Annotated in this window: 26 protein-coding genes and 1 pseudogene; 12 read left to right on the forward strand and 15 right to left on the reverse strand. The window is 71.8% G+C overall.

What is annotated here, in order from left to right:
- Window positions 1-88 precede the first annotated feature (88 nt).
- Genes ABD981_RS21260 through ABD981_RS21270 form a run of 3 tightly spaced genes read left to right on the forward strand, consistent with a single transcriptional unit; the run spans window position 89 to window position 2,952 of the window.
- Window positions 89-820 carry a DUF998 domain-containing protein gene (locus ABD981_RS21260; RefSeq protein WP_123954920.1) on the forward strand — a complete coding sequence of 244 codons (732 nt, stop codon included), beginning with the start codon at window positions 89-91 and terminating at the stop codon, window positions 818-820.
- Between the two features lie 15 nt (window positions 821-835).
- Window positions 836-1,591, forward strand: coding sequence for a response regulator transcription factor (locus ABD981_RS21265; protein ID WP_205628259.1), 756 nt, complete (start codon window positions 836-838; stop codon window positions 1,589-1,591).
- A complete protein-coding gene (locus ABD981_RS21270) occupies window positions 1,588-2,952 on the forward strand; it encodes a sensor histidine kinase (protein WP_046910294.1) in 1,365 nt (454 codons plus the stop codon). The genes ABD981_RS21265 and ABD981_RS21270 overlap by 4 nt, the downstream gene beginning before the upstream one ends.
- Here ABD981_RS21270 and ABD981_RS21275 read toward each other — a convergent pair.
- Entirely contained in the window at window positions 2,918-3,421 is a 504-nt protein-coding gene (locus tag ABD981_RS21275; RefSeq protein WP_046910295.1) for an SgcJ/EcaC family oxidoreductase, read from the reverse strand. The two genes, ABD981_RS21270 and ABD981_RS21275, sit on opposite strands and share 35 nt — an antisense overlap.
- A 178-nt stretch (window positions 3,422-3,599) precedes the next feature.
- Between ABD981_RS21275 and ABD981_RS21280 the strand changes: the two genes are divergently transcribed.
- Together ABD981_RS21280 and ABD981_RS21285 are read left to right on the forward strand one after the other, a co-directional pair.
- Window positions 3,600-4,400, forward strand: coding sequence for a GNAT family N-acetyltransferase (locus tag ABD981_RS21280; protein WP_123954921.1), 801 nt, complete (start codon window positions 3,600-3,602; stop codon window positions 4,398-4,400).
- Window positions 4,401-4,564: 164 nt separating this feature from the next.
- Window positions 4,565-4,780, forward strand: a complete 216-nt coding sequence (locus ABD981_RS21285) for a DUF6243 family protein (RefSeq protein WP_046910297.1) — start codon at window positions 4,565-4,567, stop codon at window positions 4,778-4,780.
- A 90-nt stretch (window positions 4,781-4,870) separates the two neighbouring features.
- Here ABD981_RS21285 and ABD981_RS21290 read toward each other — a convergent pair whose 3' ends face one another.
- On the reverse strand, window positions 4,871-5,686 hold the full coding sequence (locus ABD981_RS21290; protein ID WP_046910298.1) for a DUF6585 family protein: 816 nt from the start codon (window positions 5,684-5,686) through the stop codon (window positions 4,871-4,873).
- 258 nt (window positions 5,687-5,944) lie between these two features.
- On the opposite strand from ABD981_RS21290, the gene ABD981_RS21295 reads away from it, so the two are divergent.
- A complete protein-coding gene (locus tag ABD981_RS21295; RefSeq protein WP_046910299.1) occupies window positions 5,945-7,219 on the forward strand; it encodes a M23 family metallopeptidase in 1,275 nt (424 codons plus the stop codon).
- Window positions 7,220-7,324: 105 nt separating this feature from the next.
- Here the strand turns inward: ABD981_RS21295 and ABD981_RS21300 are convergent, their stop codons facing one another.
- From ABD981_RS21300 to ABD981_RS21325, 6 genes are all read right to left on the reverse strand, one after another.
- Window positions 7,325-7,663 (reverse strand): MerR family transcriptional regulator, encoded by a 339-nt coding sequence (locus ABD981_RS21300; RefSeq protein ID WP_046910300.1) that lies wholly within the window; start codon window positions 7,661-7,663, stop codon window positions 7,325-7,327.
- 639 nt (window positions 7,664-8,302) lie between these two features.
- Window positions 8,303-8,614 carry an SCO5918 family protein gene (locus ABD981_RS21305; protein WP_046910302.1) on the reverse strand — a complete coding sequence of 104 codons (312 nt, stop codon included), beginning with the start codon at window positions 8,612-8,614 and terminating at the stop codon, window positions 8,303-8,305.
- A gap of 71 nt (window positions 8,615-8,685) precedes the next feature.
- Window positions 8,686-8,985, reverse strand: coding sequence for a hypothetical protein (locus ABD981_RS21310; RefSeq protein ID WP_382748451.1), 300 nt, complete (start codon window positions 8,983-8,985; stop codon window positions 8,686-8,688).
- Between the two features lie 193 nt (window positions 8,986-9,178).
- On the reverse strand, window positions 9,179-10,690 hold the full coding sequence (locus ABD981_RS21315; protein ID WP_046910304.1) for a DEAD/DEAH box helicase: 1,512 nt from the start codon (window positions 10,688-10,690) through the stop codon (window positions 9,179-9,181).
- Window positions 10,691-11,030: 340 nt separating this feature from the next.
- Entirely contained in the window at window positions 11,031-11,234 is a 204-nt protein-coding gene (locus ABD981_RS21320) for a cold-shock protein (RefSeq protein WP_046910305.1), read from the reverse strand.
- A 347-nt stretch (window positions 11,235-11,581) separates the two neighbouring features.
- Window positions 11,582-12,142, reverse strand: a complete 561-nt coding sequence (locus ABD981_RS21325) for a DUF5994 family protein (RefSeq protein WP_046910306.1) — start codon at window positions 12,140-12,142, stop codon at window positions 11,582-11,584.
- A gap of 522 nt (window positions 12,143-12,664) precedes the next feature.
- Here ABD981_RS21325 and ABD981_RS21330 point away from each other — a divergent pair.
- Window positions 12,665-13,240 (forward strand): DUF5994 family protein, encoded by a 576-nt coding sequence (locus ABD981_RS21330; RefSeq protein ID WP_046910307.1) that lies wholly within the window; start codon window positions 12,665-12,667, stop codon window positions 13,238-13,240.
- A 443-nt stretch (window positions 13,241-13,683) separates the two neighbouring features.
- Here ABD981_RS21330 and ABD981_RS21335 read toward each other — a convergent pair whose 3' ends face one another.
- The gene (locus tag ABD981_RS21335; RefSeq protein ID WP_046910309.1) at window positions 13,684-13,905 is read right to left on the reverse strand and encodes an ATP-binding protein; all 222 of its coding nucleotides are present in this window, start codon (window positions 13,903-13,905) and stop codon (window positions 13,684-13,686) included.
- Window positions 13,906-14,129: 224 nt separating this feature from the next.
- On the opposite strand from ABD981_RS21335, the pseudogene ABD981_RS21340 reads away from it, so the two are divergent.
- A pseudogene (locus ABD981_RS21340) lies at window positions 14,130-14,261 on the forward strand (hemolysin III family protein); the annotation flags it as partial.
- An 8-nt stretch (window positions 14,262-14,269) separates the two neighbouring features.
- Here ABD981_RS21340 and ABD981_RS21345 read toward each other — a convergent pair.
- Window positions 14,270-14,608 carry a MerR family transcriptional regulator gene (locus ABD981_RS21345; RefSeq protein ID WP_046910310.1) on the reverse strand — a complete coding sequence of 113 codons (339 nt, stop codon included), beginning with the start codon at window positions 14,606-14,608 and terminating at the stop codon, window positions 14,270-14,272.
- 231 nt (window positions 14,609-14,839) lie between these two features.
- Here ABD981_RS21345 and ABD981_RS21350 point away from each other — a divergent pair, with 231 nt between their 5' ends.
- From ABD981_RS21350 to ABD981_RS21365, 4 genes are all read left to right on the forward strand, one after another.
- Entirely contained in the window at window positions 14,840-14,965 is a 126-nt protein-coding gene (locus tag ABD981_RS21350; protein WP_276205602.1) for a hypothetical protein, read from the forward strand.
- Window positions 14,966-15,565: 600 nt separating this feature from the next.
- Window positions 15,566-15,928 (forward strand): ATP-binding protein, encoded by a 363-nt coding sequence (locus ABD981_RS21355; RefSeq protein WP_046910311.1) that lies wholly within the window; start codon window positions 15,566-15,568, stop codon window positions 15,926-15,928.
- A gap of 101 nt (window positions 15,929-16,029) precedes the next feature.
- Complete coding sequence (locus tag ABD981_RS21360; protein ID WP_046910312.1) at window positions 16,030-16,389, forward strand: hypothetical protein; 360 nt, start codon at window positions 16,030-16,032, stop codon at window positions 16,387-16,389.
- 752 nt (window positions 16,390-17,141) lie between these two features.
- Complete coding sequence (locus ABD981_RS21365) at window positions 17,142-17,564, forward strand: STAS domain-containing protein (RefSeq protein ID WP_165590991.1); 423 nt, start codon at window positions 17,142-17,144, stop codon at window positions 17,562-17,564.
- A gap of 456 nt (window positions 17,565-18,020) precedes the next feature.
- On the opposite strand, the gene ABD981_RS21370 is transcribed toward ABD981_RS21365, so the two are convergent.
- The 5 genes from ABD981_RS21370 to ABD981_RS21390 form a co-directional block, all read right to left on the reverse strand.
- Window positions 18,021-18,293 (reverse strand): hypothetical protein, encoded by a 273-nt coding sequence (locus tag ABD981_RS21370; RefSeq protein ID WP_046910313.1) that lies wholly within the window; start codon window positions 18,291-18,293, stop codon window positions 18,021-18,023.
- A gap of 37 nt (window positions 18,294-18,330) precedes the next feature.
- A complete protein-coding gene (locus ABD981_RS21375) occupies window positions 18,331-18,597 on the reverse strand; it encodes a hypothetical protein (RefSeq protein ID WP_046910314.1) in 267 nt (88 codons plus the stop codon).
- Between the two features lie 106 nt (window positions 18,598-18,703).
- The gene (locus ABD981_RS21380) at window positions 18,704-18,913 is read right to left on the reverse strand and encodes a hypothetical protein (RefSeq protein ID WP_046910315.1); all 210 of its coding nucleotides are present in this window, start codon (window positions 18,911-18,913) and stop codon (window positions 18,704-18,706) included.
- A 4-nt stretch (window positions 18,914-18,917) separates the two neighbouring features.
- On the reverse strand, window positions 18,918-19,472 hold the full coding sequence (locus tag ABD981_RS21385) for a DUF5994 family protein (RefSeq protein ID WP_046910316.1): 555 nt from the start codon (window positions 19,470-19,472) through the stop codon (window positions 18,918-18,920).
- Between the two features lie 218 nt (window positions 19,473-19,690).
- Window positions 19,691-20,896, reverse strand: a complete 1,206-nt coding sequence (locus tag ABD981_RS21390) for a PP2C family protein-serine/threonine phosphatase (RefSeq protein WP_046910317.1) — start codon at window positions 20,894-20,896, stop codon at window positions 19,691-19,693.
- Window positions 20,897-20,998: the final 102 nt, after the last annotated feature.

Below are 20,998 nucleotides of genomic sequence, written 5' to 3' on the forward strand. Positions count from 1 at the left end.
GCTCCCGGCCGATGAGTTCGCGGTCCGGCGCCGGTCATACGTACGTACGCCCCGACCGCCCCGCCGGACCCGAACACGGAGGCCCGCCATGCCCGCCACCCTCACCGCCCGCCCCGACACCGACACCCCCCGCGCCGCGCGGCCGGCCCGGCGCGGGCCCGTGCTCGGCCTGGTCGTCGCGGGGCCGCTCTTCCTCGCGGCCGGTGTCGCGCAGGGGCTCTCCCGGGACGGCTTCGACTTCACGCGCAACGCCTTCAGCCAGCTCGCCCTCGGCGACGCGGGCTGGGTCCAGACGGTGAACTTCCTCGTGACCGGCGCCCTGTTGCTCGTGGGCGCGGCCGGCCTGCGCCGCACCGCGGGCGGCACGTGGGGCCCGGTCCTGGTCGGCGTCTTCGCCCTCTCCTTCTGGGCCGCCGCGCTCTTCCCGGCCGACGCCGGGGCGGGCTTTCCCGCCGGGGCCCCCGACGCGACGACGATGAGCGGCCACGGCGCCGCCCACATGGCCGCGGGCATGGTCGGCTACCTCGCGCTGTGCGCCGCGTTCCCGGTCCTGGCCCGGCCGCTGGCCGCCCGCGGCCACCGCGGCTGGGCCCTCGCCGCCCGCCTCGCGCCGGCGGCCGTCCTGGCGGGCTTCCTGGCCTCGGCGGCCTCGGTCCTGGCCTTCACCGTCGCGGCGGGCGGCGGCCTGTGCTTCCTGGCGGCGGCGACGGCCCGGCTGGCGACCGGGACGGCGAAGGCGGCCGATACGGCGACCGGGACGGCGACGGGGACCGTGGGCGGGACGGTCTCCGCCACGGCCCGGGTCGCGCCGACGCGCTGACATATGGTGCGCGGTGTGCGCGTACTTCTGGTGGAAGACGATGAGCCGGTCGCCGAGTCCTTGCTCCGCGGCCTGAACCGGTACGGCTTCGCCGTCGAGTGGGTCACCACGGGTGGCGCCGCGCTGGACCACGAGGGCCCGTACGACGTCGTCCTCCTCGACCTCGGGCTGCCCGACACCGACGGCCTCGACGTGTGCAGGGCGCTGCGCGAGCGCAGCGACGTACCGATCATCGTGATCAGCGCGCGCAGCGACGAGACGGACCGGGTGGTCGGCCTGGAGCTGGGCGCCGACGACTACGTGTCCAAGCCCTTCGGGGTGCGCGAGGTCATCGCCCGGATACGGGCGGTCATGCGGCGCGCGCAGCCCCGGCCGTCGATCCCGGCGGGCGGCCAGGCGGCGGCCGTCCAGGACCGGTACGGCGCCCGGCTCACCCTGGACCGCAGGGCGGCCCGGGTGCGGCTGGACGGCGAGGAGGTCGCGCTCACGCCCAAGGAGTACGACCTGCTGGCCTTCCTCACCGAGGAACCCGGCGCGCTGATGTCGCGGGAGCAGATCATGGAAGCGGTCTGGGACGCGAACTGGTTCGGCCCGACCAAGACCCTGGACGTCCACGTGGCCGCGCTGCGGCGCAAGCTCGCCGGGGCGATCTCCATCGAGGCGGTGCGGGGGGTCGGCTTCCGGCTCGTCGTGCACGAGGGCGGGGCCGACGGCGGGCGTGAGGGCGGGAGCGAGCGCGGGCACGAGGGCCGGGGCGACGCCGCCTCATGATCCGTCGGCTCATCGTCAGTTACATCCTGCTCGTCGCCGTGGCGATCCTGCTGTTCACCGTGCCGGTGGCCTTCACGCTCACCGCGCAGCTGCGCAACGACACCGAGGCGTTCGCCAAGCGCGAGGCGACGACCATGGCCCTGCTGGCCGGCAACGGCAACGCGAGCTCCTGCCGGGCGCTGGAGGAGATGGCGCGGGCGTACGAGCGGCAGACCGGCGCCCGGGTGCGGGTGACGCCCACGGCGGCCTGCGCGACGGACCTCCCCGAGCCGGCCCCCGGCACGGCGCTGGACCGGGCCCTGGACGACGGGCGGGCGACGGCGGACTGGGGCTCGGACTTCATCTGGGGCAGCGACCTGGTGGTCACCGTCCCCGCGAAGGACGGGGACCGGATCGTCGGTGCCGTCCGCATCGTCTACCCGACCGAGAGCCTCAACCACCGGCTGTGGACGATCTGGGGCTTCCGGGCCGGCCTGGCCGTGGTGGTGCTGGGGGTGGCCGCCCTGATCGGCGCGATGGTGGCCCGCCGGCTGACCCGGCCGCTGCGCCAGCTCAACGACATGGCGAGCAAGTTCAGCGACGGCGACCTGACCGCGCGCTCCCCGGTGGAGGGCCCCGTGGAGACGCAGACCCTCGCCCGCACCCTCAACCAGGCCGGCGAGCGCCTGGACACCCTGATCGCCTCGCAGCGCAACTTCGTCGCCGACGCCTCGCACCAACTGCGCACCCCGCTGACGGCGTTGCGGCTCTCGCTGGACAACATCGCGGACGGCGTCGACGACGAGTTCGTACGGGAGGACGTGGAGCTGGCGACCGCGGAGGTGGTGCGGATGAGCCGCCTGGTCAACGGCCTGCTGGTGCTGGCGCGGGCGGAGGCGAAGGTGACGGCGGCGGAGCCGGTGCCGCTCCTGGACGTCGTGGAGGAGCGCCTCTCGGTGTGGCGGGCGGCCGCCGAGGAGCGGGCGGTCACCATCGAGTTCATCGAGACGGCGGGCGGCCGGCCGCAGGTGCTGGCCGGCCCCGGCCACCTGGAGCAGGTGTTGGACAACGTGCTCTCGAACGCGCTGGAGGTCTCACCGGACGGCGGCACCATCACCGTCCGGATCGACCCCGGGGACGCCGCGATGCGGCTCTCCGTGCTCGACCAGGGCCCCGGCATGCCGGACCAGGAGAAGTCCCGCGCCTTCGACCGCTTCTGGCGCGGTCAGGGCCTGACGGGCCGCTCGGGCTCGGGCCTGGGCCTGGCCGTCGTCAAGCAGCTGGTGACGGACGACGGCGGCACGGTGACCCTGCGGGACGCCCCGGGCGGCGGCCTGTGGGTGGTCATCACCCTTCGGGCATCTTCGAGGAGTGATGGTTGACGATCTTCCACGCGCCGCCGCGCTTCTCGTACGCGTAGGTGTAGCGGGCCGCGACGGTGCTCTTCTGACCGGTCTTCGGGTCGGTGAGCGTGAACTCGTAGACGCCGGTGTCGATGGCGGAGTTCCTGTCGAGCACCTCGACTATGGTCTCGACCTTCTTGCCGACCGGCTTCTTCTGCAGGAAGTGCTCGAAGTAGTCGACGATCTCGGCGCGGTCGGTGCGGACCTGGTTGGACACGGTGGGCAGCAGCACCCCGTCCGCGGCGTAGAGATCGGCCACCTTCTGCGGGTCACCGGTCTGCAGGGCCTTGTTCCACGTGTCGAAGAGGCCCGCGATCTGCTTCTCGGAGGGCCTGGACCCGGCCTCCGCGGGCTCGGCGGTGGCCACGACGGTACCGATGGTGCCGACGACGAGGCCGGCGGCCCCGATGACGAGGACGGCACTCCTGCTGAACGTACGACGGCTCAAGGCAACTCCAGGGGGAAGGGACCGACGGAACGTCCCCAGCCTCACGTCCCGTGGGCAAGCACCCGTCCAGCCCGCGTACAGCGGACGTCCAAGACCGGGCCAATAACGCCGGGTGGCCCAGGCGCTTCGCGGGGAATCGGCCTGTGGGGGAGGTCAACTGCGCACTACCGTAGGCGAGATGACAACAAGATCGACTTCTCCTGACGGCCCTGCACCGGCCCCCGCCCCCGCCCCCGCCCCCGTATCCGTGTCCCTGGCCGAGGCCCCGACCCGACAGGCCCGCAACTCCGCCGCCCTCTGGACCGCGACCGGCCGCAGCCGGGGGCACGAGGTCGTCCGGCGCCGCGGGTTCGTCGCGGTCGAGGGCGATGAGCGGGCCGGGACGCGGGTCCTGGTCCAGGAGCCCGACCTGGACCCGGGCGAGCTGGCCGAGCTGGGCGAGCTGGTCCGCCGGGCCGCGGGCCCGGTGAACGCCGAGGACCCGTTCGGCGCGACCGACCTGAGCCACCTGGGCATGCGGAGCTGGCAGATGCCGGTGATGCTGCGCACCCCGGGGCCCGTCGCCGAACCGGCGCTGGAGGTGATCCGGGTGCGGCGGCCCGAGGACCTCCGGGCGGCCGAGCGGATCGTGATCGCGGGCTTCGAGCTGACCGGCTTCGAGCCCTACCGCCCCGGCGAGCTCTTCCCGGCGGCCCTGATCGGGGAGCCGGGCGTGGACGTCTTCGTCGCCCTGCACGAGGGCGTGGCCGCGGGGGCCTGCGTCAGCGTCGTGGACGACGGCGTCGGCAGCCACTACTGGGTCGGCACCTCGCCGGACTTCCGCTCCCGCGGCGTGGGCCGGGCCGTCATGCTCGGCGCCCTCGCCCACCTGGCGGACCTGCCGGTCACGCTCACCGCGTCGAAGCTGGGCAGGCCGCTGTACGAGTCCCTGGGCTACGCCGTCGCGGCCCCCGCGACCTGGTGGGCCGCCACCTCCTGAGGTCCGGGGCTGGACGTAGCCCCAGGCCGCTGACCTGGGGCTGCGTCCAGGCGCGAGCCCGGGCCGTAAGCTGGCGGTCCGGCGGTACGCACTTCCCACACCCGCGGTGACCCTTGCCGACCGCTCCGAAGGGCACTCACGTCACCTCACCACCGGGAGAACCCGTGACCGACAGCAAGAACATCAACAACCCCGTGGGCCAGGGCGGCGGCCAGCGCAAGCGGCAGTCCCGCGCCGAACGGCAGAACAACGGCCCGCACCGCAACCTCGACCGCCGGGGCGCCGCCGAGCAGAAGGCGGAACTGGTCCGCAAGATGCGCGAGAAGGCCCGCGCGGCCGAGGAGGCCGCGCAGACGGACGACGGCTCCGCGCAGAGCTGACCCTCGGCCGGCGCGGGGCAGGGCCGGCCCGGACCGGTCCGGCGGCTCGTCGGCGCGTGAAGCCCGCGCACGATGGGGCGTGACGGCTCCTCAGGACTCGTGCTGCCGCCGTAGCGCGTCGGCGAGGGTCAGGAAGACGGGCAGGTCGGGGAAGCCGGGAGCCGCGAGCGTCATCCACGGCTTGCGCTCGCCGCGACGGCGGATCTCCACGCGGCCCTGCTTCACCTCGATCCGCTCCACCTCCCGCCAGCCGATCCGGCGGCTGCCCTGCCCGACGCCGGAGACGTCGATGTCGACCGCGCCGAAGCCGATCCGTTCCCCGGCTTCCAGCCGGGCGGCGTCCCGCGGCACCCGCGCGCGGCTGAACGCGTCGACGAGCCCCTCGGCGAACGGGACGATCCCGCTGAACTCGTCCCCCACCACGATCTCGGCACCGTCCTCGGACGTCACCGTCAGCCGGTGCGTGGTGGCGCTGGTGACCCCGTTGGTCACCTTGACGTCCTGCCGGGTGACGGAGGCGATCTCGTCCCAGGTGTACGCCGACGTCCCCCCGCGGTCGACGTGCCAGAGGGCGCCGTGCTCGTACCAGGCCACCCAGATTTGGGGCGGCCGGGGACGGAACAGCCAGGCGAAGAGGACGTACCCGACGAACCCCAGCGGGATCGCCGCGAGGACGAGCAGGGGAAGCGAGTAGTACCAGGCGCCCTGCTCCCGCTGGTCCTCGATCGCGTACGACAGGGCCAGCCACCCCAGGAACGCGCCGAGCACGCCCACGGGCAGCACGCCACCCCACGGGAAGCGCTTCGGTTCGTTCTGCACCAGCCCCTTGCGGGCCCCCAGTCCGTGCTCCCGCGCCACGACGCGTAACGCGTCCGGGACCCGTGCGGTACCGCGCTCCGACGCCATCCAAGCCTCCCCCACCCGGAAACCAGGGCGCCAGTATGAAGGTCCGGCGCCCGCGTGCGGTAGGCCGTCGCCGACCCGGGGCCGAGGGTTCCGCGAGGCGAGGCCCGGGGGCCGGTGCGGCTGGACGGGTGTAGTTCGGCACCTGCCCCGGCGCTGTGCGCCGGGTGTGCCGGGTCGCCGGATTACATGGGCCTGCGCCTCGGCGCGGGGCGTGCCGGTGCCCTTCGCGGTCCCGGACCCGACGACTGGAAGAGCACCATGGCAGAGCGCCACCCTCGCAACCGCACCGGCCGCCGCCCGCTACGTCGCGGGCTCGCCGCCGCCGTGCTCGCGGTCGGCCTGCTGACGGCTTCGACGCCACCCGGATACGGCCTCGGCGAGGCCGCGCCGGTGCCCGGACCCCGGTTCACGCCGCTGACGGCGGCCGTGATGACCGAACCGGCGCCGTTCGACGCCACGGACGGCACGACGCACCTCTCGTACGAACTGCTCACCACGAACGCGCTGCCCAGCAGCGCACGGGTGCGGCTGGACCGTGTCGAGGTCCGGGACGCCCGCACCCACCGGGTGGTGGGCTCGCTGAGCGGGCAGGCGCTGGCCGATGCCGCCAACCCGGTGGGCGACCCACTGCCGGGTGCGGACGGGTACACGCCGGCGCCGCCGGGGCCGACGCCGACCGTGATCCCGGGCTCCCAGCAGTGGGTCGTCTGGATCGACCTGGCCCTCGACCGCGGCCGGCGGGTGCCCGAGCTCCTCGAGCACCACCTCACCGGCGCCGTCCTCACGGCCTCCGGCCCCTCCCCGTTCGAGGAGACGGTTCAGGTCACTCCGACCGACCGCACCGCGCCGATGGACCTGAACGCGCCGGTCCGCCCCGGCACCTGGTACTCCAGCGAGTCGTGCTGCGGCAACACCCACCACCGCCGCGGCCTCGGCCCGATCGACGGACGCCTCTACGTCCCGCAGCGCTTCGCGATCGACTGGTACCGGGTCGGTGAGCGGGGGCGGACCTGGGAAGGCGACCCCGCGCGGCTCACCAGCTACCTGAGCTACCGGCAGCCCGTCGTGGCGGCGGCCGGCGGCAGGGTGGTGGAGGTCCAGGACGGGATCCCGGACAACACGCCGCCCGTCACGCCGCCGGTCCCCCCGATCGAGGAGACCGTCGGCAACCACGTCACCGTGGAGGTCGGCCCGGGCCGCTACCTCCTCTACGCGCACCTGAAGCCCGGTTCGCTCAGGGTCCGGGAGGGCGACCACGTCGCACCCGGCCGGGTCCTCGGGCTGATCGGCAACAGCGGCAACTCGACCACGCCGCACCTGCACTTCCAGGTGATGACCACGCCCGAGTTCTTCCCGACCGACAGCCCCCCGTTCACCTTCCGGAGGTTCCGCGTCGTCGGACACGTCGACCCCCGGATCTGGGACGACAACCTGGGCCTGCAGCCCACCGGCGTCCTCCCGATCACGCCTTCCCCGTACGACGGACCCCACCGTGCGCGCTACCCGCTCGACCGCGAGGTCCTGGAGTTCTGACCGCCCGCGGCCGCCCCAGCGGTGCGCGAGCCCGAAGAGAACGGACGCCGAGGGGGGAGGCGGACTGTCCGGGGCCGCTCGGCGGTACCGGCCGGCCCGCTCGACTCAGTCCGAGGGCGGCGTGGAGGAGGATTCGGCGGCGCGGCGGTACTCGGCGTTGATGCGCTGGGCTTCCTCGAGCTGGTCTTCGAGGATGATGATGCGGCAGGCAGCCTCGATGGGGGTGCCCTGGTCGACCAGCTCCCGGGCGCGGGCCGCGATGCGCAGCTGGTAGCGGGAGTAGCGGCGGTGGCCGCCTGCGGAGCGGAGCGGAGTGATGAGGCGCGCTTCGCCGAGTGCGCGCAGGAATCCCTGGGTGGTGCCGATCATCTCGGCGGCCCGACCCATCGTGTAGGCCGGGTAGTCGTCGTCGTCGAGACGGTCGTAGGAGTTGTCTGCTGTCACTTGCACCTCTCCGATGAACGCGTGGAGGGGCCCTGGTGCCGTACTGACACCAGGGCCCCGAGGAACTACTACACCATCTGCCGGTACCGGTACTGCACCGGCCTTGTGTTTCCGTGCGCCCGATCGAGAAACTGTCGGGCATCCGGGGATCGCGGTTGCTTGACCGGAGACCACCTCACTATCGATGTCCTGCGGTACCCGGGCTCAAGGCTTACGCCCGGGCGATCCTGATGGCGTTCGGTCCCTCCGTTCTTCCCTCGGCGTTCGACTCTTTCCAGCGGGCGTCCTGCTGGTCCCGCTCTCCTGCGTACTGCACTCGCGGGCCCGCGATCTCCATGAAGCGGTCCCGTTCGCGGCGGCCCCTGATCACTGCGGGCCACCCGGTCCGGTCGCCAGTCCCGTCGCCATCCTCCAACGATCCCGGCTTCGGAACTCCGCTACCGCACCGTCCTGCCAACTGCACCTGCGGGTACTGCTGCCCGGCAGTTCATCTCTGCCGAGCCTTCTTGTCTCGCTCGGTTACGAGAAAAACCGTACTCGCGGGACACAGGGATGTCTACTCTGGCCGACATAGATTTTCACGCACGGCGGGGGAAGGGAGTCCTTCGTGACCGGTCCGGGCCGTGGCGCGCCGCCCGGTCAGGCGACGGCCGGCGAGCCGAGCAGCGTGGATGCCTGCTGGACCGGGGTGAGGCCGGGAGCGGGGGCTCCGGCCTCGTGGGGCCCGCGGCAGGTGAAGCCGAGCCGGGCCATGGCCCTCAGGACCTCGCCGGCGCTGAAGTCGCGGCGGTCCTGGCGGGTGATGACCTGGCCGACCTGCATGGCGGGGTAGGCGCGGCGGCCGATGATCACGGATGCGCCGGTGACCGGCTCGGGCTTGACGCCCTTCATGGACTCCAGGACGCCGCCCTTGGTCAGGTCGAACGGGTACCGGGCGATGACACAACGCATGCTGCCTCACAGGGAGAAGGGGGAGAAGAGGGAGGAGGAGCGGGAGAGGGGACCGGCTGAGGGAGGTCGGTTCAGACGGGGGCGAGGACGACCGGAGCGCGGCCCTGGCCGGCCGACGCGGGCGGGGTGCCGCTCCGGCCGTTTCCCGTCGGCTGTCCGGCGGAGGCCGTCGGGGTGTGGGGCGCCGGGGACGGCCCGCGGTCGCCGGGGATGTCGCGCAGCCGGATGCGATCCGTGTACGCGCTGCTGTCACGGACGGTGGCGAGCTGGGCCCGGGTGACGAGCCGGGTGCACAGGCCGTCGTCGTCACAGATGAGCAGATGCTCCGTGCGGGCACTGATCACGACGGACAGGGCCACTTCCACGGTCATGTCGTCACCGACCCGCGGTGCGGCCGTGTCCGTGGCGCAGTCCGCCCTCCTGTCCGCCTCCCTGTCCGCGGGGGTGGCGTCCACCGGGTGGGACCGCGTCTGAACGAGCGTCACAATGCCTCCTGCGGAGAGGGGTCGGTTACCTGATCACGTGGTGCGCGGACCGCCGGGACGGTCGTGGACCGCCGTCGACTCACGTGCCGGACCGCTGCGCGCTCGCGCGGCGGGCTGCGGCGGCGCCGCTCCGGCCGCGGGACACCGGGCCGCGCTTGCGCCGCTCGGGCGAGGGTGCGGGCGCCGGGGCGGTGATCGTGACCGGGACGCCGGAAGGGGTCCGGGCGCCGGTGATCCGGTGGAGGGCTTCCTCGCCGGAGTGGACCTGGGTGATCCGGGGGGAGACGCCGGCGTCGTCCATGAGGCGGGTCAGGCCGCGGCGCTGGCTGGAGGTGACCAGGGTGACGACGCTGCCGGACTCGCCCGCACGGGCGGTGCGGCCGCCGCGGTGGAGGTAGTCCTTGTGGTCGGTGGGCGGGTCCACGTTGACGACGAGGTCGAGGTTGTCGACGTGGATGCCGCGGGCGGCGACGTTGGTGGCGACCAGGACGGTGACGTGTCCGGTCTTGAACTGGGCGAGGGTGCGGGTGCGCTGGGGCTGGGACTTGCCGCCGTGGAGCGCCGCGGCGCGCACCCCGCTGTCGCGGAGGTCCTGGGTGAGCCGGTCCACGGCGTGCTTGGTGTCCAGGAACATGATCACCCGTCCCTCGCGCGCCGCGATCTCCGTTGTCACCCGGTGCTTGTCCGCGGCGTGCACGAGCAGGAGGTGGTGTTCCATCGTGGTGACCGCGCCCTGGGAGGCGTCGACGGAGTGGACGACGGGATCGGTGAGGTACCGGCGGACCAGGAGGTCGATGTTGCGGTCCAGGGTGGCGGAGAACAGCATCCGCTGGCCTTCGGCGCGCACCTGGTCCAGGAGGGCGGTGACCTGGGGCATGAATCCCATGTCGGCCATCTGGTCGGCCTCGTCCAGGACCGAGACCGCGACCTGGCTCAGCGCGCAGTCGCCCCGGTCGACGAGGTCCCCCAGGCGGCCGGGCGTGGCGATGACCACTTCGGCGCCCTCGCGCAGGGCACGGGCCTGGCGTCCGATGGGCATGCCGCCGACCACGGTCGCCAGGCGCAGCCTGACGGCGCGCGCGTAGGGCGTGAGGGCGTCGGTCACCTGCTGGGCCAGTTCGCGTGTGGGCACGAGGACCAGGGCGAGCGGCCGACGGGGCTCGGCGCGTTGCCCGGCGGTGCGGGCCAGGAGCGCCAGGCCGAAGGCGAGCGTCTTGCCGGAGCCGGTCCGGCCGCGGCCCAGTACGTCACGACCCACGAGGGAGTTCGGCAGGGTCGCGCCCTGGATCGGGAACGGCACGGACACGCCCTGCGCGGTGAGCTCGGCCAGGAGCTCCCTGGGCATCCCGAGTTCGCCGAAGGTCTCGACGGAAGGCAGCGCGGGAGTGATCGTCTTCGGGAGGGCGAACTCGCCCTGCACCGCGGCGGGTCGTCGGCTGTGGCCGCCCGAACGGCTCGGACTTCCGGCCCGGCCGAGGGCGGACGAGCCGAAGCGGCCGGCCCGGACGGGAGCGGCGGTGGGACCGAACCCGGAGCCGCCGGTGCGTCGGCGGCCGCGCGAGGAGCGGCTGTTCGTACGGGTGGGGTTCATCCAGAACCTTCCTTGATGCGGCACGTCACCAAGGAATTCCCCCAGGATCGGAGCAGTGCGGGGAACCGCAAGAACGGGCCGATGGGAATGGGGAAAAAATTCCGTGAGCCTGTGATTCGTGCCGGCGCACAGGCGCTGAAATGCGAAAAGGAGTTCCGTCGAACGGGTGTCGAGGTTCCGGGGCGACCGCGGGACACGCGTGCGAAGCGGCGTCGTCCCCGGGCCCGTGGGCAGCGGTCTTCGGCGGACGCCCTGCCGGTGGAACGCTGCCGGAAAATGCGTGCAGCTGGGGCCCGCACCCCGAGGGATGCGGGCCCCAGCTACGAATTGCGCGTCAGTTTCAGGCGGGAACGATGTTCTCGGCCGTCGGGCCCTTCTGGCCCTGCGCGATGTCGAAGGTGACCTTCTGGCCTTCAAGCAGCTCGCGGAAGCCCTGGGCGGCGATGTTCGAGTAGTGGGCGAACACGTCGGGGCCGCCACCGTCCTGCTCGATGAAGCCGAATCCCTTTTCCGCGTTGAACCACTTCACGGTGCCATTAGCCATGCTATTTCTCCCTTGGGCATTACGCCGGAGTCCGCACTGTGCGGGCTCGGTGTCGCCGCGATGATGCCCTGACCGGAAGATGACCGGAAGTGCAAAGCATCTCCTGTGTCACGCAGATCGCATGAAGATCGAACAGGGATGCCTGGATTTTCGGGTACCAAAACTGCAACTGAGATCGACAGTAGCACGCCACGGGGATTCGGTGCGGAAGTAATTTCCCGCTCTGGGTGTCGGAGTAAATACTCTCCCTGCGGGAGTCGTTGAACTCTCGGTCCGCGGGCGCAGATATTGATTCACCCTGAGCGGAGTTTTCCGGAGGGCCGGCGCCCTCGTCGACCGCGTGGGCCTCATCTCGGCATGCCCTGGGGCGGGTAGATCATGCGTACCCCGACGACGGGGTGGGGGCGGGGACGGGGCTGCGGGAAGGCGCCGCCGTCCGTCTCCCAGGCGTCCTCACCGGCCCCTGCCTCCCGAAGGAGCCGACCGGTCGCGTTCTCCTCGGACATCAGGGTGCCGGTGGTGTGGACGTTGCCCGGGGCGGACGCGGCGGCCATCAGGCGCGTGGCGGAGGCGGGCCCGGTTTCCGGGGGGATCACGAGCAGGTCGCAGCGGTCGTGGCCGTACGACAGCAGGATCATCGTGTCGGGGTCCTGGCCGGTGAACCAGCCGACGTGCACGGCGTAGCCGCCGACGGGGACCTTGCGCAGGGCGACAGGCCAGGGAGCCGGGTTCGCAGTGATGCGCGTGACGCGTCCGAAGCGGTCCCGCAGCGCCTCCACCAGGGGGAGCAGCTCGGTGGCGAGGTCGCGTGAGTACGGCCACCAGGCGCCGTCCAGCAGGCCGGCCATGGAGGTGTTCGGGGTCAGGGCCAGGCGGGCCCGGCGGGTGGGAGCGGTGGTGCTGGTCATGAGACCGGGACCCGTCCCCGGGGCGCGCGGGGCGCCCCGGCCTAGTGAGCGCCGGGAACGACGTCCGCGTGAGAGCGGGTGTACGAGGTGATCCCGGTACCTCCAACGTACTCTGCGCCGGAGCCGGACGGGGGCGGCGGCCTCGCCGCGGGCCCGGTCCGAGCGTGTGGGACAGATCGCGTGTCACGGCCGTACGCTCCGGTCGGCCGGGCCATGGGGGGCGGGGTGTCCGTTCATGGCCGGCGGCGGCAGGAGCGACCGCGGGAGGCGGGTGCCACCGCCGGGGTGGTGCGGCTGCGCTGCGACCCGCCCGCGCACGCCCGGAGCGGGCACTGCCTCGGTACGCCCACGGTGCGTCCGAAGCCGCCGGCGCCGACCGGTTCCCCGGCCGGGAGCGGCGCTTCCGCGCGGCCTCCCGGAGTACGGTGAAAGAACGGGGCCGTTGCCCCGCCCGCCGGCCCGGCGTCCGCCGGGGACCGGTCCGGGCGGCAGCGGCACCACCCGTGGACGGGCGGACCGGTCATGACCGACACAGGCATTCCCTCCAAGCAGTCACGCCTCCTGCCGGACGAGGTCCACCGGGCCGTCGGACCGGGCACCGCGCTGCTCCGGCTGGAGACGACGGGATCCCGGCAGAGCCTCCTCGACGGCGCGTGGTGGCCGCGCTCGCGCGACGCCGAGCGGGAGATCCCCCCGTTGATCACCGCCCTGACCGAACACCTCGGGCCCATCACCCGAGTCGGCCTCGACGCCTCCGCCTGGAACGGCCTCCCCACTCGCCTGACCGTCGACGACCGGGTCGTGCACCTCGACTCCTTCTCCGTCGGCGACGACACCGTCCTGATCACCCGCGGCGACAACGACCACTTCTCCCTCATGGTCGTCCCGCCCGCCACCACGCCCGAGGCCGCCCGCACGGCAATGGCCCGCGCGGTCCACGCCGACAACGTCACCCGGGCCGCCGACATCCTCCTCGCCGAACTCCCCCACGCCGCAGCCCCGTCGGGCAGTGCGTCCCCGGACGACCACGAAGCCCCGGGTCGCCGACCCTTCGAACCGCCGCGGGGCACGACAGCCCCCAAAAGGTCTGGACAATGACGAAGGCCCAGGTCTCTGACCTGGGCCTTCATTGAAGAGCGGATGACGGGAATCGAACCCGCGAACCGCCGCCTCGTCTGGTGACGCATCAGAGTCCGGGCCCGCGCGGAGCCGGTCGGCGCACGCCGCAGGTGGAGACGGAAACGGATACGCCTCGTCGCCCGACGCCGAAGCCGTCGTCACGGGTGGGGGCTAGCCTGCCTCGCGTCGAGCCGCACTCGTGCCAGAGGCGGACACGTGCGCGTCCTCGTCAAACAGGAACGCTTCGATCTCCCCGAAGTCGGGCGCCTGGAAGAGATGTGTGGTGGGGTGCGGCGATGCTGTGGCGGCGCAGGGGGACGTCTCTACCGGAGCGGAGAACGGCGAGGTCAGGTCGATGACAGGGGTCCTCTTCATGGGGGTCCGTGAATGGATCTGGTGCGCTGTGACCGGGCAGGGTGGCCCTACAACTTGCTCATCTTGGCGTACGGACTCGGGATCCGCTCTTGCACTGAGCCGAAATCCACGACCGCCGCTATCCCGACCTCGATGCCGGTGACCCGGCCGAGGCCGTGCACGTCGTGTGTGACCTGGTCGCCTACGGCGAACTGCTTGGGGGGCGGCGTAACCGGGGCTTTGAAGGGGCTGGTGGGCAAGAAGCGCTTCGGTGCACTGGGCTTTGTCATTGCTGCCAGTATGCGCCCACGCGTATCAGTTGTGGCTGTTCATGTCCGCAGCGCGTGGTAGCCGAGAAGGGGCTCGCCGAAAGGGTCCGCACAGGGCCGTGCCGAGTGGGCTACGCCGGTGGCGGACATGACGTCCGTGACGGGTCCGTTCCAGGAGGTGAGCTGCTCAAAGGACGGCCAGGCGCCGGCACCAGGACCGGAACCGCGACGCGACCGGACAGACCATGTGGGATGAGGGGCTGGCTCCACGCCGGGCCGGCGGGCTTCTCTACAGCGCGGGGGCGGTCGTCTACGCCCTCCAGCGCCCCGACCCCTCGCCTCGCTGGTTCGGCTTCCACGAGGTCTTCCACGCGGTCCAACCCCCTCAAGCCGCGGCCGACGGGTGGACCGTTTCGATGGCGCGGCGGTATTCGGCGTTGATGCGCTGGGCGTCTTCGAGCTGGTCTTCCAGGACGATGATGCGGCAGGCGGCTTCGATCGGGGTTCCCTGGTCGACGAGTTCCCGGGCGCGGGCGGCGATGCGCAGCTGGTAGCGGGAGTAGCGGCGGTGGCCGCCCTCGGAGCGCAGCGGGGTGATCAGACGGTGCTCACCCAGGGCCCGCAGGAAGGCGGGGGTGGTGCCGAGCATTTCGGCGGCCCGGCCCATCGTGTAGGCGGGATAGTCGTCGTCGTCGAGACGGTCGTACGAGTCATCTGCTGTCATCTGCACCTCTCTCTGGAACGCGTGGAGGGGCCCTGGTGCCGTACTGGCACCGGGGCCCCGAAGGAACTTCTACACCACATGCCGACCGTGATACTGCGTCGGCCTTCCGTGTCCGCGTGCCCGACCCAGTAGCTGTCGGGCGTGCGGGGATCGCGGTTGCTTGACCGGAGACCACCTCACTATCGATGTCCTGCGGTACCCGGACTCGAGTCTTCCGTCCGGGCGATCCTGATGGTGCTTCGTTCCTCCGTTCTTCCCTCGGTGATCAACTACCTACCACTGGGGTACTACGTGCTGCTGGTACTGCTCTACTGCTGGTACTGCTGGTACTGCTGGTACTGCTGGTACTGCTGGTGATGCGAACTGCTCAGTGGCCTGTGTCAGCGCCACTCTTCGGCAGCCAGCCCCGTTGCCCGTCCTGCGTCTGCTCTGGCTTGGAACCCCACTGCCGAACGTCCCGGTGCGCGCGCCCGCAGCCGACGCCTTCACCAGGGGTACTGCTCACTGACTTCACTGCGGGGTACTGCGTACTGCACGCACGGGTACCGCGTCTGCCATGACCGCGGTCCCGCTCATGGCGGCCCCTGATCACTGCGGGCCACCCGGTCCGGCCGCCAGTCCCGTCGCCGTCCTGCAACAACCCTGGCTTCGAAACTCCGCCGCCGCACCGTCCTGCGAACTGCAACTACCTGTACTGCTGGTACTGCTTGCCGGCAGTTCGTCTCTGCCAGGCCCTGCTGTCCTTCTCGGCTACGGAAGAAACCATAGCTACGCCACTGCCCAATGTCTACTCTGGCCAATATAGATTTTCGCGAGCCTGGCAGTGAGGTAATCAGCTTCGGGCAATGACGCGGGTGGGGCGCAGGGCGGTCGCACCTGGTTGATCGCCGCTTCTCGGGGCAGATGCGGCGGGCGGGGAGGAACGGGCATGAGTGATCCGCAGACCAGGGGGATCCGATGGAAACGATGAGCGTCGGCATCGCGATCGACCACCCTGCGGGTTCCATCGCCCGGGCGCGTGACAGGGCCCGGTCCTTCCTCGACGGGCTCATGCCGGCGCTCGCGTCCGAGGCCGCCGACACCGTGGTCCTGGTGGTCTCGGAACTCGTCACCAATGCCCTGCGGCACGGCGGCGGCATCTGCGTCCTGGACTTGGCCGCCCGTCCGGGCGGCATGGTGGCCGTGCACGACCCCAGCCCCCATGCCCCGCGCATGCGTACCCCCGGCCTCGACGGCGGAACTGGAGGCTTCGGGTGGCCCATGGTCAGGCGAGGGACGGGGGAACCGTCGCGGGGACGGGGCGCAGGTGCAGGAGCCTGAAGGCCATGACGTCCGCTGAAGGGAAAGCGGTGGCGGCCCTTCTCTCCGGAAGGCATGACCCGTTGAGGGGACGGGACGAGCCGTGAATAGTATCGGCTCTCATGGCGAAGCTTGACGAGCTGCTCGTGGACGTTGCCACCCTGGTGGAGTCCGGGCAGAGCAATCAGATGTCCTTGACGGTGGTCGTCGGTGGCACGGTCATCACCGGCCGACTGGCGCCCGAAGCGGTATGGAGGCAGCGGGTCTCGGAGGTCCTGGCGGACTCCGCCCGCCTGGGAGAGTTCTCCGCCGTCTTCACCGCACCCACCCGGAACGACGGACCGCCCACCCATCTGCACTTCCACCTGGCGCGGATCCTTCAGGGCACGGTGGGGATCCCGGAGACGGGCGGGATGTACCGCGTCTCGATCGCGGACGTGAGCGCCTGGACCATGGGCGACTTCAGCTACTCCGATCACTGACCCCGTACCGCGTCACGAATCACCCGCCGGGATCTGGCGAGCGCTGTTCCTGGAGCGCCGGCTCACCCGGCTCGACGCCCACGTCGATGCCCTTCGTCTGGTCCCGCCCCGGGAGGCTCGGGGTGCCCTCCTGGCCGATGCGGACACCCCCCTGTACGCGCGGCTCGCCGAGGAATGGGCTGGTCGGGGCGCCACCGTGCCCTGGCGTCCCGACCCGCTGTGGCGGCGTCTGGCTCCCACGCGGAGGGCGCGCCAGGCCCCGAGAGGTCTAGACAACAACAAAGGCCCAGGTCGCTGACCCGGGCCTTCTTGCAAGAGCGGATGACGGGAATCGAACCCGCGCTATAAGCTTGGGAATCACCGTCGCCTTGGCCGCCCACATGGCCTCTGACCTGCGGGCAAGCATCTTCGCAGGGTGTTCCGAGGGGTTCCGCCCGCCCCCCCGCCTCCTGGTGACCGCTGTTCACCGCCTTGAAGGGCACGGATGGGGCACGCAACAGGTCTCCGGCCGAAGTCCACGGTCCATCGAGGACTCCAGTCGCAGGGTGCCCGGGGAGACGCTCCCCCTCACAGCCGCTCCCACTCGGGGCGCTGTCGCGGCGATTCCGGAGGACAGCGGTCGCGTCATGGACGTCCGCCTGCCTCGTTCGGATGGAATCTTTCCCCCTTGTCGGGGATCAGTGCTGGTCACATGGGGTGAAAGGGTCGCGTGGCTCGTTCCCCGGCCCCGGGCGGGAGGCGTTGATGGGGACGTGAGTACTTCAAGCGCCGCACCGATACTGTCCGCCGCTCTCGCCGCCCCCGCTCCTCCCGTCGTGCACGACTCGGGCGCGGACACCGCGCCCGGCGTCATAGTCGTCGACTCCTGCACCACCCTCGGCACCACCCTGGTCGTCCGCCTCGCCGGAGAGATCGACCACTTCACCGCCGCCCCGCTGCGGGCACTGCTGGCCTCGGCGGCCGACGACGGCTGCACCGGGCTCGTCCTGGACGCCTCCCGGGTCACCTTCTGCGACTCCGGCTTCCTGGCCGTCCTCGACTGGTGGCCCCAGCAGGGACGTCGTCTCAGACTCGCGAACCCCTCCCGGGCCGTTCAGCACCTTCTGAACGCCGTTGCACCAGCACGACGGCAGCGGGCCCATGCAGGCTCCCTGACGGCGGCAGGCCGGTCATGACGTTCCTGCTCCTGACCTGCGTCCCGATGCTCGCAGCGGTTCTCCTTGCACACGGGGAACCGTGCGAACCAGGGCACCGCCGTCCCGCCCCGCCTCCGCGCCCCGCACCTCGCAGAACTCTGATCCACTGCCGCCTGGCGCCCCCGCTCCACTGCGCCATGCAATAGACGACGGAAGGGGTTGGGGCCCGCGACAGCGCGCGGGCCCCGACGGCGGATCTCCGGACCGACGGACTGGCGTCGCGAGGGACGACGGGCGCCGACGCACCTGCCGGCGCCACGTCCGAGACGCCGGGTGCGCGGGCCTGGCGGCGGTCGTCACAACGGCCCCGGCGCATTCACTCCGTCGGGGCCGCCCTTCCGGATCGCCACACGTGAGCGTGCTCGATCCATGTTCAATCGTACGACTTCTCGCCCGGGCGGGCCGGGCGAGAGCGGGACGTCGGGGTGGTCCGGCTCAGCCGCGCTCTTGTTCTTCGGCCTCCATGCGGAGGATCCCCTGGTGGGTGAGGGAGACCATCGCGGGTGTGTTGCCCGGTTCCCAGTCGACGCTGATCAGGCCCTCGCCGGTGAGGTAGGTGCAGGCGGCGGCCAGGTCTTCCTCCGGGATGCGCAGGTCGTTGCGCAGCTTCCGTCCCGTGATGCCGAGGAGGCGGTTGCCTTCGGTGGCTTCGTAGAGGGCGGTCAGGACCCGCTCGCGGTAGAGCTGTCGCTCGTGGAGTGTGGCCATGACCGGGTCCTTTCGTCGTGTGAAGGTCCGATTCCGCTCAGACTTCGTCGACGTGGGTGCCGGTGAGAGGAGACGATCTGCTGGCGGTGAGCCAGGAGCGGGCGGGCTCTGCGGCGGTTTCGGTGTCGACGGTGAGGTGGAGCCGGGTGCCGCCGTCGAGGACGGGGTAGCTGCGCTGTTCCGTCCCGGCGAACGAGCGGCGGACCACCTCGGCGACCGCGCGGGCGGCTTCGGGGGTGGCGGCGACGATGCGGATCTCGGCCTGTCCGGCCGAGGGCGGGGTGATGGCGTCGGTGCGGTACAAGGGGCGTGGTCCCTTCACGGGTGAGCGAGAGGCCGGCGGGTGGGTTGTCCCGGATGTCGGGTGCCCCACCCGCGGCCTTCGGCCGGAGGAGTGGTCTCTGGAGCGGTCAGGGCCAGGTGCCCATGACCCTGCGGCGGGCGGCTTGCTCTGTCGGCGTCTGGGGGCTGTGACCGGGCGGTCGGAAGATGGCCGGGAAGGGGTCGCTGTAGTGGCGGGCGGCGATGCGTGCGTCGTGCTGGGCGTTGAGCCGGTGGACGAGGCGCGCGCCGAGCGTGATCAGCACGGCGACGGCCGCGAGTGCGATCAGGGTCTCCATGTCGTCACCACCGCGTGTTCTTCGGCAGCGGAATCATCCGCGCGCCGACGACCGGGTGCCGGAGGGGCGGCAGGGCGGCTCCTCCGTCCGTCTCCCAGACGTCCTCGCTGCTGCGGGCGTCGCGCATGCGGCGGCCGGTCGCTGCTTCGTCGGACATCAGGACACCGGCGGTGAGGACGCTGCCGGGGACGGCGGCGGCCGCCATGAGCCGAGTGGCCGCGGCGGGTTCGGTCTCGGGCGGTATCACCAGCAGGTCGACGCGGCCGACGGTGTAGGAGAGCAGGATCATCTTGTCGGGATCCTGTTCGGTGAACCAGCCGACGTGCACGGTGTGCCCGGCGACGGCGACCTTGTGCGGGACGACGGGCCAGCGGGTGGGGTTCACCGTCACCCGTGTGATGCGTCCGAAGCACTCTTCCAGCGCGTCGACCAGGGGCGGAAGCTCAGCGGCGAGGTCACGCGAGCGAGGCCACCAGGCGCCGTCCAGGAGACCGGCGAGTGTGGTCTTCGGCGTCAGCGACAGGCGCGCCGAATACGAGGGTGCGAGGGTGGCGGTCATGATCGCCAGACCCGTCTCCGGGCCGCCCTGCAGGGCGGCCCAGTGTCTTGATCGCCGGAAACGACGTCCGCGTGGGAGCGGGTGTTCGAGTTACTCCCGGTACCTTCAGCCTACTCCGCGCCGGGGGCGGACGAGTGGTGTCCGTCCGGCCGACTTCCCGGGCCGGGAGCATCCGCCCGGTCGGCGTCGGTGACCTCAGCTCGCGGCACGTCCCTCCGTCACCCGCGCCACTCGACCAGGAGGAGCGTGGCGTCGTCCGAAGTGGCCTCGCCGCGTGCCCGCTTGAGGGTGTGGGACAGGTCCCGCGCCACCGCGTGTACCTCCCGGTCCGCCCTGTCCAGCTGATTCACCCAGTTGATCAGCTGGTCCTCGCCGAACTCCTCCTGCCCGCTCTCGTGTTCCTCGACCAGACCGTCGGTGAAGCATAGGATCCGGTCCCCGGGTTCGAGTGCCACCTCGCTGACCTGCGGCTGGTCTCCGCCGAAGCCGACGGGGAGGGTGGTGGGGCTGTCGAGGCGGCGTACGACGCGGTGGTGGCGGATCAGCATGGGGGCGGGGTGCCCGGCGTTGACCCACTGGAGGCGGCCGGTGCCGGTGTCGAGCCGCAGCATCTGGGCGGTGGCGAAGTGGTCGGGGGCGAACTGTTCGGCGACGGCCCGGTCCATGAAGAGGTAGATCTCGGAGAGTTCGACGCTGGTGCGGCGGGCGTGCCGGTACGCGCCGATGGTGACGGTCGCCATGGTCGCGGCGTCGAGGCCGTGGCCCATGGCGTCGATCATGGCGAGGTGGAGGACGTCGTCGTTCAGGGCGTAGTCGAAGCTGTCGCCGGCCACGTCGTAGGCGGGTTCCAGGACTCCGGCGACGGCGACGCGGGGCATCGTCATGGCCAGCGGCGGCAGGAGCGACCACTGGATCTCGGCGGCGACGCTCATCGGTTCGCCGCGGCGGGTGCGGAAGAAGAGGTCGGTGTAGCCGTTCTTGGTCCGGATGATGTCGGAGCCCAGGGCCGCCAGCCTGCGCAGGAGGCGGCGGGTGTCGTCGTCGACCGCGTCGAGGGTGACGGCCAGGACGCCGGCCTGGTCGCCGCCGTCGAGCAGCGGGACGTGGACCCGCACCCCCTCGACCACCGGTACCTCGACCGGACGCGAGGTGAGGAAGCAGCGACCGGCCGCCGAACCGTCGATGGGCACGGGATCGCCGTCCGCCAGTCCGTCCCCGGCCAGGGGGACCAGATTCCGCTGGCCGTAGTCCTGGAGCAGGATCCGCACCTCGCGGCCCCCGATCTGTACGATCGCGTCCGCGAGAGCCGGCCCCACCCGGTCGGGCGGCAGCGCGTGGGCGTGGTCCAGGAGCCCGCCCAGCAGCATCTCCCCGAAGCTCTCCGAGCGGTCGGGATCCCCGTCCTCGTACCGTCCGACGGTCATCCGGGGCCTCCAGGCGAGCGGCGGGGCGACACTGTGGACCGGTGCCGACGGGCCGATCCGGCGGTATCGCGGTGCGGCTTCCAGGATGCTTCGCGGAGGCCG

This window comes from Streptomyces showdoensis (assembly GCF_039535475.1).
In the GTDB taxonomy this organism is placed as follows: Bacteria; Actinomycetota; Actinomycetes; order Streptomycetales; family Streptomycetaceae; genus Streptomyces; species Streptomyces showdoensis.

Excerpts from the sequence above, each read along its gene's own strand:
- ABD981_RS21260 (WP_123954920.1), top strand. The coding sequence starts at position 89 with ATGCCCGCCACCCTCACCGCCCGCCCCGACACCGACACCCCCCGCGCC.
- ABD981_RS21270 (WP_046910294.1), top strand. The coding sequence starts at position 1,588 with ATGATCCGTCGGCTCATCGTCAGTTACATCCTGCTCGTCGCCGTGGCG.
- ABD981_RS21280 (WP_123954921.1), top strand. The coding sequence starts at position 3,600 with ATGACAACAAGATCGACTTCTCCTGACGGCCCTGCACCGGCCCCCGCC.
- ABD981_RS21290 (WP_046910298.1), bottom strand. The coding sequence starts at position 5,686 with ATGGCGTCGGAGCGCGGTACCGCACGGGTCCCGGACGCGTTACGCGTC.
- ABD981_RS21295 (WP_046910299.1), top strand. The coding sequence starts at position 5,945 with ATGGCAGAGCGCCACCCTCGCAACCGCACCGGCCGCCGCCCGCTACGT.
- ABD981_RS21305 (WP_046910302.1), bottom strand. The coding sequence starts at position 8,614 with ATGCGTTGTGTCATCGCCCGGTACCCGTTCGACCTGACCAAGGGCGGC.
- ABD981_RS21310 (WP_382748451.1), bottom strand. The coding sequence starts at position 8,985 with ATGACCGTGGAAGTGGCCCTGTCCGTCGTGATCAGTGCCCGCACGGAG.
- ABD981_RS21315 (WP_046910304.1), bottom strand. The coding sequence starts at position 10,690 with ATGAACCCCACCCGTACGAACAGCCGCTCCTCGCGCGGCCGCCGACGC.
- ABD981_RS21320 (WP_046910305.1), bottom strand. The coding sequence starts at position 11,234 with ATGGCTAATGGCACCGTGAAGTGGTTCAACGCGGAAAAGGGATTCGGC.
- ABD981_RS21325 (WP_046910306.1), bottom strand. The coding sequence starts at position 12,142 with ATGACCAGCACCACCGCTCCCACCCGCCGGGCCCGCCTGGCCCTGACC.
- ABD981_RS21330 (WP_046910307.1), top strand. The coding sequence starts at position 12,665 with ATGACCGACACAGGCATTCCCTCCAAGCAGTCACGCCTCCTGCCGGAC.
- ABD981_RS21335 (WP_046910309.1), bottom strand. The coding sequence starts at position 13,905 with ATGACAAAGCCCAGTGCACCGAAGCGCTTCTTGCCCACCAGCCCCTTC.
- ABD981_RS21345 (WP_046910310.1), bottom strand. The coding sequence starts at position 14,608 with ATGACAGCAGATGACTCGTACGACCGTCTCGACGACGACGACTATCCC.
- ABD981_RS21350 (WP_276205602.1), top strand. The coding sequence starts at position 14,840 with ATGGTGCTTCGTTCCTCCGTTCTTCCCTCGGTGATCAACTACCTACCA.
- ABD981_RS21355 (WP_046910311.1), top strand. The coding sequence starts at position 15,566 with ATGGAAACGATGAGCGTCGGCATCGCGATCGACCACCCTGCGGGTTCC.
- ABD981_RS21360 (WP_046910312.1), top strand. The coding sequence starts at position 16,030 with ATGGCGAAGCTTGACGAGCTGCTCGTGGACGTTGCCACCCTGGTGGAG.
- ABD981_RS21370 (WP_046910313.1), bottom strand. The coding sequence starts at position 18,293 with ATGGCCACACTCCACGAGCGACAGCTCTACCGCGAGCGGGTCCTGACC.
- ABD981_RS21380 (WP_046910315.1), bottom strand. The coding sequence starts at position 18,913 with ATGGAGACCCTGATCGCACTCGCGGCCGTCGCCGTGCTGATCACGCTC.
- ABD981_RS21385 (WP_046910316.1), bottom strand. The coding sequence starts at position 19,472 with ATGACCGCCACCCTCGCACCCTCGTATTCGGCGCGCCTGTCGCTGACG.
- ABD981_RS21390 (WP_046910317.1), bottom strand. The coding sequence starts at position 20,896 with ATGACCGTCGGACGGTACGAGGACGGGGATCCCGACCGCTCGGAGAGC.